Annotated in this window: 11 protein-coding genes and 1 other RNA gene; 9 read left to right on the top strand and 3 right to left on the bottom strand. The window is 42.5% G+C overall.

Annotated features, from left to right (window positions below; genetic code table 11):
• The coding region (locus ABFX15_RS04930; protein ID WP_346024373.1) for an RNA-guided endonuclease TnpB family protein at positions 1 to 609 on the top strand (609 nt) is incomplete at its 5' end.
• Positions 610 to 703: 94 nt separating this feature from the next.
• Here ABFX15_RS04930 and proC read toward each other — a convergent pair.
• Entirely contained in the window at positions 704 to 1,501 is a 798-nt protein-coding gene (gene proC, locus ABFX15_RS04925; protein ID WP_346024372.1) for a pyrroline-5-carboxylate reductase, read from the bottom strand.
• A 162-nt stretch (positions 1,502 to 1,663) separates the two neighbouring features.
• Between proC and ABFX15_RS04920 the strand changes: the two genes are divergently transcribed.
• The 5 genes from ABFX15_RS04920 (at position 1,664) to ABFX15_RS04900 (ending at position 6,209) form a co-directional block, all read left to right on the top strand.
• Positions 1,664 to 2,680 carry a branched-chain amino acid aminotransferase gene (locus ABFX15_RS04920; RefSeq protein WP_346024371.1) on the top strand — a complete coding sequence of 339 codons (1,017 nt, stop codon included), beginning with the start codon at positions 1,664 to 1,666 and terminating at the stop codon, positions 2,678 to 2,680.
• A gap of 48 nt (positions 2,681 to 2,728) precedes the next feature.
• Positions 2,729 to 3,133: a secondary thiamine-phosphate synthase enzyme YjbQ gene (locus tag ABFX15_RS04915; RefSeq protein WP_346024370.1), complete on the top strand. Its 405-nt coding sequence runs from the start codon at positions 2,729 to 2,731 to the stop codon at positions 3,131 to 3,133.
• A gap of 166 nt (positions 3,134 to 3,299) precedes the next feature.
• Entirely contained in the window at positions 3,300 to 4,199 is a 900-nt protein-coding gene (locus tag ABFX15_RS04910; RefSeq protein WP_346024374.1) for an ABC transporter ATP-binding protein, read from the top strand.
• The gene (locus ABFX15_RS04905) at positions 4,192 to 5,472 is read left to right on the top strand and encodes an ABC transporter permease (RefSeq protein ID WP_346024369.1); all 1,281 of its coding nucleotides are present in this window, start codon (positions 4,192 to 4,194) and stop codon (positions 5,470 to 5,472) included. The genes ABFX15_RS04910 and ABFX15_RS04905 overlap by 8 nt, the downstream gene beginning before the upstream one ends.
• Positions 5,473 to 5,729: 257 nt before the next feature.
• Positions 5,730 to 6,209 (top strand): hypothetical protein, encoded by a 480-nt coding sequence (locus ABFX15_RS04900; protein WP_346024368.1) that lies wholly within the window; start codon positions 5,730 to 5,732, stop codon positions 6,207 to 6,209.
• 65 nt (positions 6,210 to 6,274) lie between these two features.
• Here ABFX15_RS04900 and ABFX15_RS04895 read toward each other — a convergent pair whose 3' ends face one another.
• Entirely contained in the window at positions 6,275 to 6,997 is a 723-nt protein-coding gene (locus ABFX15_RS04895; RefSeq protein ID WP_346024367.1) for a hypothetical protein, read from the bottom strand.
• Positions 6,998 to 7,204: 207 nt separating this feature from the next.
• Between ABFX15_RS04895 and ABFX15_RS04890 the strand changes: the two genes are divergently transcribed.
• Both ABFX15_RS04890 and ABFX15_RS04885 read left to right on the top strand, forming a co-directional pair.
• Positions 7,205 to 7,780 carry a GNAT family N-acetyltransferase gene (locus ABFX15_RS04890; protein WP_346024366.1) on the top strand — a complete coding sequence of 192 codons (576 nt, stop codon included), beginning with the start codon at positions 7,205 to 7,207 and terminating at the stop codon, positions 7,778 to 7,780.
• A gap of 71 nt (positions 7,781 to 7,851) precedes the next feature.
• Positions 7,852 to 9,126, top strand: coding sequence for a cytochrome P450 (locus ABFX15_RS04885; RefSeq protein WP_346024365.1), 1,275 nt, complete (start codon positions 7,852 to 7,854; stop codon positions 9,124 to 9,126).
• 490 nt (positions 9,127 to 9,616) lie between these two features.
• Here the strand turns inward: ABFX15_RS04885 and ABFX15_RS04880 are convergent, their stop codons facing one another.
• The gene (locus ABFX15_RS04880; protein ID WP_346024364.1) at positions 9,617 to 9,808 is read right to left on the bottom strand and encodes a hypothetical protein; all 192 of its coding nucleotides are present in this window, start codon (positions 9,806 to 9,808) and stop codon (positions 9,617 to 9,619) included.
• A 70-nt stretch (positions 9,809 to 9,878) separates the two neighbouring features.
• On the opposite strand from ABFX15_RS04880, the gene ffs reads away from it, so the two are divergent.
• Positions 9,879 to 9,968: signal recognition particle sRNA small type (ffs, locus tag ABFX15_RS04875), an RNA gene on the top strand.
• Positions 9,969 to 10,120: the final 152 nt, after the last annotated feature.

Below are 10,120 nucleotides of genomic sequence, written 5' to 3'. Positions count from 1 at the left end.
GGATTAAAAGACTTTGCGATTCTTTCGGATGGAACAGTTTACAAGAATCCAAAATTCTTTCGTTCTTTGGACACTAAACTAGCAAAGGAACAACGCAAACTATCCAGAAGGAAAATACAAGCGCTCAAAGATGGTCGAAAATTATCCGAATCGAAGAACTATCAGAAGCAGCGCATCAAAGTTGCCAACACTCACGAAACTATCAAAAACAAACGCACCGACTACCTTCATAAAATCTCCACCGAGATTGTCAAAAACCACGACATAACCGGTATCGAAGATTTGTTGGTAAAGAATATGATGCTCAATCGAAAATTAGCTAAATCCATCTCAGAAGTAAGTTGGGCGGAATTTCGCACTATGTTAGAATACAAAGCCAAGTGGTATGGGAAAGAAATAATCGCTGTCGCACGGAACTTTCCTTCAAGCCAACTCTGCTCGGGATGCGGCTACCAAAACAAAGCCGTTAAGAATCTCGCTGTTCGCAAATGGGAATGTCCAGAATGTCATGCTCATCACGACCGGGATACTAACGCAAGCATAAATTTAAACCAGGAAGCATTGCGTATTTTAACTTCCAGAACTGTAGGGACTACAGAGTTAGCCTAATCAATATCCGACCAATAGGTGGGAGTTCTTAGGAATCTCCATCTTCAAAATCCCTTAGGATTTAAGGTGGAGTAGTTCAAAAAGAGACCATTAATTACTGTTTTTCGGACATGGCCTGATCTTTCTCGATCATTTTGTCGAAAGCGCCAATGACTGAATCGGAAAAGTCACTTTGCAATAGGTGCAGGATCGCTTCAACAGTGATGCCTCCGGGTGAGGATACCTTATCGATTAGTGTCTGAGGAGAGTCGGTGGCATGTAAGACGGTTTTACCACTTCCCAACACAGCTTGAGCAGCAATCTTTACAGCCGTATCTTTTTTCATGCCATGTTTAACAGCACTTCTAGCCAGCGTATCAATGAACAGGAAAACCAGCGCAGGAGAACTTCCGGCCAGTCCGATAAAAATGTTCAGCTGATTTTCAGGAATGATAACTGTTTCTCCTACCGCGTTGAAAATATCTTGAGTGATCTTTATATTCTCTTCTGAAACACTGGGGTTTTCGACAATGGCTGTCATGGACTCTTCTACTTGTGCGTTAAGGTTCGGCATGGTGCGAAGATACTGACTTTCTGATAAAAACTGCTTCAGACGTTCACTCGTGTATCCTGCAGCTACGGACAGGATGAGCTTGTTTTCTGGTATAGAAAGGGGACCAAGCACATTATCCATCTGATGAGGCTTCACTGCCAGTATAATGATATCTGAAGCGTCGATCACATCCTGGTTGACATGAGTCACACTGATCTGCCAGTTTTCTTCGATTTTTTTGAGTGATTCCGGAGAATAAGTCGAAACAATCAGATCGTCTCTTTGAATCAGTTCCTTCTTCAGCAGCCCTTTAACAATGGCCTGAGCCATATTTCCGAATCCGATACATCCTAATTTCATACGCGTCATCCTTTATAGTTGATTTACTATCAGTGTAGCATATTTTCATTCATCATGAGCGAGCTGGTCAGAAGAAAAAGGGATGGACTGAAACATTAAAATTTTGTCATTTTTTTGGTATAATAAAAAGGTAACTAGGGGGACATGAAAAGGGGAAGATGTATGACAAAAGATTTAGATTGGGAAAACCTTGGATTCTCATATATTAAGACAGACTATCGCTTTATCTCTCGATACAAAGATGGGGAATGGGATGAAGGGGAACTGACGACTGACAATCGCCTTCACATTTCTGAAGGATCCACTGCCCTGCATTATGGTCAGCAGTGTTTTGAAGGTATGAAAGCTTACAGGACTGAAGAGGGGTCCATTAATTTATTCAGGCCGTATGAAAACGCCATTCGAATGAAGAAAAGTTGTGAACGTCTACTTATGGCTGTTTATCCGGAAGACAAGTTTGTGGAGGCGGTAAAAAAAGTTGTCCGTGCTAATGAAGAATGGGTACCCCCATATGGGACGGGCAGCTCTTTATATCTGCGTCCTTACATGATCGGGGTAGGCGACAATATTGGGATAAAATCTGCCGATGAGTATATTTTTTCAATATTTGCCATGCCAGTCGGATCTTATTTCAAAGGCGGGATGAAACCGTCCAACTTTGTCGTAAGCGGCTATGACCGTGCGGCACCGAAAGGAACAGGAGCAGCTAAAGTCGGCGGGAACTACGCGGCCAGCCTCCTTCCTGGAAAAGAAGCCAAGTCACGCTCCTTCAGTGATGCGGTTTATCTGGATCCGGAAACACATACTAAAATAGAAGAAGTCGGAGCAGCCAACTTTTTCGGAATCACCAAAGATGATGTATTTGTCACACCCAAGTCACCATCCATACTGCCCAGCATAACCAAGTACTCGTTACTTTGGCTTGCTGAAAACAGATTGAATCTTGACACGCTTGAAGGAGACGTATTCATCAGGGATATCGATCAGTTCAAAGAAGCTGGTGCGTGTGGAACGGCTGCAGTTATTGCTCCGATCGGTGGACTTCAGGTAGAGGATGATTTCCATGTGTTTTATTCTGAAACAGAAGTCGGTCCCGTTACTAAGCGACTCTATAATGAACTAGTCGGGATCCAGTTTGGAGATGTAGCGGCTCCTGAAGGATGGATAGAAAAAGTCTAATTACCATATAATTATCAGACAGAGAATCAAATAAATGGAGGGTTATCAATGAGCTATTTGAAAAAAATTACAATTGATACACATCATAAGCAGGAATTTGTTATGATCGACCGTTATTTGAATGAAGCGCTGGAAGACAGTCAGGTCGAGAACGGCATCATGGTGGTTTACTGCCCGCATACTACAGGTGGGATCACAATCAACGAGAATGCTGATCCGGATGTCCGGACAGATCTGAAACGCGTGCTGGATGATACCTTTCCTGATCATGACTACTTTGTTCATGCGGAAGGGAACTCTGATGGGCACATTAAATCCTCGCTTGTCGGAGCCAGTGAGACCTTGATTATTGAGAATGGCAAGCTGGTTTTCGGCACCTGGCAGAGTGTCTACTTTACCGAGTTTGACGGTCCGAGAACACGGCATGTTTATATCAAGATAATTGAAGGATAAGATTAACAAAAAGAGAATGCCGAGGCATTCTCTTTTTTATGAATAAAGGATGAATAAAATGTGAAAAATGGTCCGGAGGTCTGATGTTTATTTTCTCCTAAAGCGGTATACTACAGATAATCAGTATTCTATGAGAGTACATAATATAGAGAAAGAAGGAGACAATATGTTAGAGGTGAAAAATCTGCGCAAGACATTTGGGGATCTGACAGCTGTTGAAGATGTCAGTTTTACCATACGTCCCGGAGAAATCATGGGTCTCATCGGTCAGAATGGCGCAGGAAAAACGACAACCTTCCGTATCATACTGGATCTGCTGACAGCAGACCAGGGTGAAGTGCTTTGGGAAAATAAGCGTCTGTCGAAAAAGATCTTCAATAAAATAGGGTATCTTCCAGAAGAAAGAGGGCTGTATCCTAAAGTATCGATTGAGAATCAGATTCTTTATTTTGCACAGCTGAGAGGGAAGAAGAAAAGCGAGATCAGTCCTCTGATTGATGACTGGTTGAAAAAGTTCGACGTAAAAGGGAAAAAGACAGATAAAGTAAAAACTCTGTCAAAAGGGAATCAGCAGAAAGTCCAGCTGATTTGTACCCTGATTCATGAACCGGAACTGATTATTCTTGATGAACCGTTCAGCGGATTAGATCCGGTCAATGCAGAACTCCTCGAAGAAGGGATAAGAGAAGCTCAGAGTAAAGGCGCACGTATCATATTTTCCAGCCATAATATGAACAATGTGGAAGATCTCTGTGACAGCCTGATCATGCTGAAAAATGGAAAACAGGTACTTAATGGGGCGGTTCGTGATATTCGCGAACAGTTTGGACGGACGAAGCTGTTTTTAGAGTCTGATCTAAGCAAAGAAGCTCTTCTGGAATTCCCGGGTGTACAGCGGGTGGAGAAAAACAGAGACGGGATCGATATTGTCTATCTGACTCAGGCTGAAGAAGGAAAGGCTATTTTTGAGGCAGCAACACGAAACGGCTATATCCCGACGTTCAGCCAGCAACCTCCAACTTTAGAAGAGATTTTTAAACGAATGGCAGGTGAGCGAAATGAATAAATTCTGGGTCATTACTAAAGAAGTATACAAGAAAAATATTAAATCATTCGGGTTTATCGTCATGGTTCTCATTCCGCTGATCATTATTGGTTTTATCGCCGGGATGACCTACTACTTTTCACAGGAAGCTCAAAACGCTGAGCCAACACCGATTGCTGTCGTAACAGATGATCCGGCTCTTCAGGAGCTGTTTTCAGATGAAGAATGGAATTTTGAGATTGCTGGAGACATTACGACTGAAGAGGAAGCTGAAACAGCCCTGACTGCTGAGGATATCGAAGGATATATGGTCATCAATACTGAAGCACAAACCCTTCAGGCAGAAATCGTCCATGCAAACGAGCTGTCTAATCAGATACCAATCATTACTGAAGTGCTGACAAACTATCAGACGATGCTTAGAGCGAATGATCTTGAGCTGGCTCCTGAAGAGGTCATGTCTCTGACAGAGGCTGTTCAAGTAGAAGAAACAGTCGTCAGTATCGAAGAAGGGGCACTGACAGAAGAAGACACAACCGATAGAATGATCCAGGAATGGAGCGCTTATGCGGTCAGTATTGCTATAATGGCTTTCATCATGACATATTCCGGAATCATAGCTGAAGAAGTGGCCAACGAAAAAGGCACACGTATTATGGAAATCATCTTGTCCAGTGCGACAGCAACCAATCATTTCTTCGGGAAGCTGGTTGGGGTCATCATGGTGATGCTGACTCAGATCGCGATTTATGCAGCTGTAGGATTTGCAGCCTATCTGTACTTCAGAGACACTGATTTTGTCCAAGGACTGATAGGTGAGATGGATATTATGGGCATGCTTCAGGAACTGCTGGGGTATACACTGATATTCTTTGTAGCGGGGGTGCTGATATATGTCATACTCGCAGCATTCTTCGGCTCGCTGGCTACTAAGATGGAAGACGTGAATAAAGCTGTCACCCCGATAGTCTTTATCGCTCTTGCCGGGTTCTATGTCGGATTATTTGCTTTCACATCTCCTGAAAATACATTGGCCGTCGTATTCTCATATATTCCATTGTTTACGCCTTTCGTGATGCCGTTCAGGATCGCATCAGGGACTGTCGCGACAAGTGGAATCTGGCTGTCCATTGTAGGAACAGTCGGGTTTGCAGCATTGATTTCTGCTGTGGCTCTTGCCTTTTACCGCTCCAATGTCCTGGTTTATTCTGACACCAACATACTGGGTACAATCAAGCGGTCCTGGAATATCATGCAGAGTAATAAGAAAGCAAGAAAGCAAAGAGATGCCTGATTATAAAAAAGTACAATAAGTAGTGAGAATAAGGGAATGTCCAGCTGTATACTGGACAATCCTTTTTTGTTTGATCGGTCATTTAATCATGATCAAAGTTCAATAGGAGATTCCTCTGTTTAATTTGCATATAAAATAACTACAGTATATACGCTCTTGTAACGGCAATCGTGTAAAGTAGAAAGATTTGCTACTTTACACGTATTCCTGTAGAAATTAGTAATGTAATGCTGTACAATGAGAAAGGGGTGAGAGAATTGTTAAAATACAGTGAGTTGACAGAAAAGGATAAACGCCGCCGGTACAAGATGCTTGTGGAATTACCGTTATTTCTGGCCGGGATTATACTCAGTGCGTTCGATTTTGATTTCAGATTTATCATGACAATGGTAACAGGGATCATGGTTATTGAACTGATCATCTTCGGTCTGATGGATATTAAATTCAATTATTCATTAAGCGAATTTATTACAGACATGATCTATTTGTTCGTCATGAATTTCTTTGTTGTCCTGATAGCCACTCCGGGCTTTCTGTATACACTGAACCAGGCTACAGAGCGGACTTATATTTTTACCAACATTATCGAATTGATTGTTTCGTTTACTTTGCTTCATACAGCCTGGTATATTTACATTATTCTCTCATGTAAGGTAAGAAAAAACCCGTCCCTCAAATGGAAATGGGATGTAACAGGGGCCTTTCATTCTGATGGCAGTCGATTTGCGGTTAAATAAAAAGTACAGGGTATCCGGACCAGCACCTTGCGTGTCGTCCGAATATCCTGTACTTTTATTTTGTATTATAAGATAAACATCAATAGTCCGGAGTAGAAGACCAGGCCGACCATAAATGAGGTCATGCCGCTTCCTTTACAGGCTGGAAGTTCATCTTTTAAAGCGTTGAGAATCAGTCCGCCTGCTACGAAAGCTTCCAGAAGTCCCATATACGTGTGAGAGATGTGAATAGTCAATCCGAGAAGCCATCCCAGCAGCACAGACGCGACGAGGAGCTTCAGACCATATCGGTCGTACAGTTTTTCAAAGTGGTGACGCAGTACCCAGTCATTGGTCATGAAGTGGACACCAATAGCGAATAAGTAAAGCAGTGCAGTAAAGGTCGTTTCAAAACTCTGGTTGGATAGCAGGATACCGATAATGAAATTATAGAGAAAATATGACCCAATGTGAGCCCAGAAAATACCTGAAGTAGAAAAATCGCTTTTTGCCAGTTTCAGTCTTGATGATTTTAAAGCCAGCTCAAGAAAGTAAAAGACAACAATTCCCGCAAGCATAGAGCCGAAAATCAGGTGAGACGCATTCTGGGATGAAATGTTAAAGGTCTCCATAACCTCATGCTCATACCCCTGAACGGTCGGAATCAAGTGGAAGAATACATAAGCTAGTGAAATTCCTCCAACAAAAGAGGTGAACTGGTTAACGGATAATAGGCGCAATTTAAAATGTCTGGAGCTTAAATGAATAAATGAAAAGCCTAATGCAAGGAACAGACCGGTTAATGACATACTACAATCCTTCTTTCAATTAATTAAAACATCTCTATAGCGAATTTATTATAGTCCTCAACAAGATCGTAGTCAACAAGTTTTCATGAAAGTTTCTGAAACTTTTCATAATGATGTCCGAAGCGTTCAAAAATAGGAACAAGCCTTCTATTATGCTATTCTATTAATATAAAAATTAAGCAGCAAGACAAAGAAAAGAGGGATTGGATGATACCAATTAAAGTTAAACTGGCAAAAAACAATCGGATCGAATCAGAGCGACTGATTCTCAGACCGGTCACATTGAAAGATGCACCGGATATGTACGAATATGCCCAGGATGAAGAGACGACCTATTATGTTTTTGAAAGACATACGTCGCTTGAAAAGACGGAAGAAGCCATCACTGAGTATTTTCTGGAAGACCCGTTCGGAAAGTTCGGAATCGAGCTGAAGGGGACAGGTAAAATGATCGGTACAATTGATTTGAGAATCAAAAGCGAAGACAAACGGGCCATCATTGGATACACCTTAAACAAAGCGTTTCACGGAAAAGGGTATATGACGGAAGCCGGCCAGCGTGTATTGAAGTTAGGTTTCGAGACACTTGGACTCGACTGCATTGCCGCTTTGCATGACGAACGCAATGCCGTATCGGGGAAAGTGATGGAACGTCTTGGAATGAAAAAGGAAGGGACCCTTCGTCATGTCGGAAAATGGAAGCAAGGGGAATGGTTCAATGACGTCTATTATTCGATCCTTAAAACGGAATATGATGAGCAGATGAGGGAACAAAATCAGTAAGGGGGATCATTTGCGATAAGTGGCGCACTCTTTTTATACTTAAAGATAAGAAAACTTTAAGGAGGAGACGTATGCAGAAAACACGAAGTTTTCCAAAAGAAGCCGGCTTCGAGAATGGAATGAAGGCACTCAGAGAAGGGTATATGTATGCCCCTAACAGACATAAGATCTATAAAGCAGACGCATTCGAAACACATTTACTGGGTGAAAAGGCAGTAGTTATTGGTGGGGAAGAAGCAGCTAGACTCTTTTATGACGAAGGCAAATTTAAACGTGAAGGAGCTGCCCCTGAGCCTGCGAAAGCGACACTGCTCGGAAAAGGAGGGGTTCAGGGACTTGATGATGAAGCACACAGACATCGTAAAGCTTTCTTTATGGGACTGATGTCCAAAGAACGGATTGAAGTCTGGGCTAAACTTGTTGAGAAGTACTTGCTGAAGGAAACAAAGGAATGGATCAAGAAGGATTCGATCGTTTTCTATGAAGAAAGTCAGAAAATTCTGACACAGGCTGTCTGTGAATGGGCAGGAGTTCCTCTACCCGAAAAAGATGTGGAGAAGCGAACAAAACAGCTGGTCAGTATGTTCGAATCGCCAATGGCCGTCAGCACGCGTCATATAGAAGGACGAATCGGGCGCAAGCAGGCCGAATCCTGGAACAAGGAACTGATTCAGCAGGTTAGAGACGGAGACTTGCATCCGAAAGAAGAGACTGCTCTTTACCAGATTTCATGGTTCAAGGATCTTGACGGTGAACTGCTCGACTTGAAGACAGCTGCCGTGGAACTGCTCAACGTTCTGCGTCCCTCAGTAGCGGTAGCCATCTACTTTGCCTTCACAGCGCTGAGCCTGCATCATTTCCCTGAAATCAAGGATAAACTTAACGGAGACAATCCCTATTATCTGCATATGTTCATCCAGGAAATCAGACGGTATTACCCATTTTTCCCGTTCAATGGGTCCATTACTAGAAAAGACTTTATCTGGGATGGATACCAGTTTGAAAAAGATACACTTGTAATCCTGGACTTTTATGGTACCAATCACGATCCACGTATCTGGGATAATCCTGAAGCGTTTGATCCTGAACGTTTCAAAGACTGGCATACAAGTCCGACGGATCAGGTCCAGATGAAACTGGTGGCTCAAGGCGGAGGAGATTATAATACAGGTCACCGCTGCCCTGGAGAATGGAATACTGTTAGAGCTATGGAAATCGTTACGGACTATCTGATCAATAAAATCAGTTATGAGGTGCCGGAGCAGGATGTCGGCTACAGCATGGTGAAGGTTCCGGCTATTCCAAACAGCGGAATGAAACTGGAGAATATTGATTATATCGGATAAATGAAGCTGACATGTATCTGTAGATAGGAGCTGTACTATGCGAACACTCGGTAAGGCGCTGGTTCTGGTTCTGATCGGATTGATCGGAGGCATGGGCGGTCCGCTTAAAGAAGGGTAAATCAGACAGTCTTTGACTATTGACGTATTAAATGAATCAAGAGAAGAGGCACTACGTTGTGAAGATCGACAATGTAGTGTCTTTTTTCGTATGTACTAGTAGGGATCATTCTTCTGAGAGTGGTATTAAGGAAGGTGCTATGACCAGCTTATAGTATTTAGGAGAGGTGAGTGGGCCACAAGAAGCGTCTTAGAACAAACTCAAAAACATTATAATGAAAAAATGACCGGTCATTTCTTTTCATCTTTCATTATTGAGCCTTTTACAGTATAGTTACCTTTGAAGGAGGGATCAGTATATGAAGCAGTATCTTTGTCCGTCACTAAGTATCCTCTTCTACTTGCTCTATTTTTTCTTGCTGCAGGGGGTAGCTTATTTTTTACCGGATTCAATTATCGTTACACTGAGTGTAATGGTTTCAGTATTTATCATAATCCCGATTGCAGCATCCCGCACCAGTGCCCTGGTTATGGTTAAAATCAGAGGATTCAGCTGTCGGCTGTAAGTGTACTCATCCTGAAAATTGACAGGCTGAAAAAGTTGAAGCGGGGAGCAACTAGCCATTAAATCGGATCGATTAAAAAAAACACCTTTTAATCATCTTGAGGATATGCTATTATAGTAGTTGCCGCAAGGCCTCATGGCAATGGTGGGCGTATGAACCGTGTCAGATCCGGAAGGAAGCAGCACTAAGTACTGTCCCACCATGTGTCATGTGATACATAGTCACGAATAATGCAGTTTATTCATAGAAAGATGCCTCCGTCAAAAGGGCATCTTTTTTTTCGCACAGGTAAAATTTCTTTTTAACGTAATTCCGAAAGAAGTCTCCCACTTCTAAACGTATGGGTACGAAGCACCAGTGAAAGTGGGAGA

Source organism: Alkalibacterium indicireducens, from assembly GCF_039522005.1.
Lineage (GTDB): Bacteria > Bacillota > Bacilli > Lactobacillales > Carnobacteriaceae_A > Alkalibacterium > Alkalibacterium indicireducens.
The sequence above is the reverse complement of the archived record's forward strand: the minus strand, read 5'-3'. Positions and strand labels throughout refer to the sequence as shown.

Bases quoted from the DNA above. Each gene is read 5' to 3' on its own strand.
- proC (WP_346024372.1), bottom strand. From the start codon at position 1,501: ATGAAATTAGGATGTATCGGATTCGGAAATATGGCTCAGGCCATTGTT.
- ABFX15_RS04920 (WP_346024371.1), top strand. From the start codon at position 1,664: ATGACAAAAGATTTAGATTGGGAAAACCTTGGATTCTCATATATTAAG.
- ABFX15_RS04915 (WP_346024370.1), top strand. From the start codon at position 2,729: ATGAGCTATTTGAAAAAAATTACAATTGATACACATCATAAGCAGGAA.
- ABFX15_RS04910 (WP_346024374.1), top strand. From the start codon at position 3,300: ATGTTAGAGGTGAAAAATCTGCGCAAGACATTTGGGGATCTGACAGCT.
- ABFX15_RS04905 (WP_346024369.1), top strand. From the start codon at position 4,192: ATGAATAAATTCTGGGTCATTACTAAAGAAGTATACAAGAAAAATATT.
- ABFX15_RS04895 (WP_346024367.1), bottom strand. From the start codon at position 6,997: ATGTCATTAACCGGTCTGTTCCTTGCATTAGGCTTTTCATTTATTCAT.
- ABFX15_RS04890 (WP_346024366.1), top strand. From the start codon at position 7,205: ATGATACCAATTAAAGTTAAACTGGCAAAAAACAATCGGATCGAATCA.
- ABFX15_RS04885 (WP_346024365.1), top strand. From the start codon at position 7,852: ATGCAGAAAACACGAAGTTTTCCAAAAGAAGCCGGCTTCGAGAATGGA.
- ABFX15_RS04880 (WP_346024364.1), bottom strand. From the start codon at position 9,808: ATGGCTAGTTGCTCCCCGCTTCAACTTTTTCAGCCTGTCAATTTTCAG.